This is a genomic window from Streptomyces sp. L-9-10 (assembly GCF_004151105.1).
In the GTDB taxonomy this organism is placed as follows: Bacteria; Actinomycetota; Actinomycetes; order Streptomycetales; family Streptomycetaceae; genus Streptomyces.
In genome coordinates this window covers 1-206 of record NZ_PHRF01000087.1, presented here as the reverse complement: position 1 = coordinate 206, position 206 = coordinate 1, and the positions used below count along the sequence as shown (strand labels likewise).

The following is a 206-nucleotide window of genomic DNA, read 5'->3' as shown; positions in this document are numbered from 1 at the left end:
CGCCCGTACATCGCCTGGAGGAGATCGGCCTGCTCCGTCTTCGTCGGCAGCCCGGTGGAAGGCCCGCCGCGCTGGATCGCCACGACCAGCAGCGGCAGTTCCAGTGAGACCGCCAGACCGATCGTCTCCGACTTCAGCGCCACCCCCGGCCCCGACGTCGTCGTCACCGCCAGGGAACCCCCGAACGCCGCGCCCAGCGCCGCGCC

General features: G+C 73.3%; 1 pseudogene. It reads right to left on the bottom strand.

Annotated elements, in window-relative coordinates:
* A pseudogene (locus CU044_RS20070) lies at positions 1 to 206 on the bottom strand (2-oxoglutarate ferredoxin oxidoreductase subunit alpha); the annotation flags it as partial.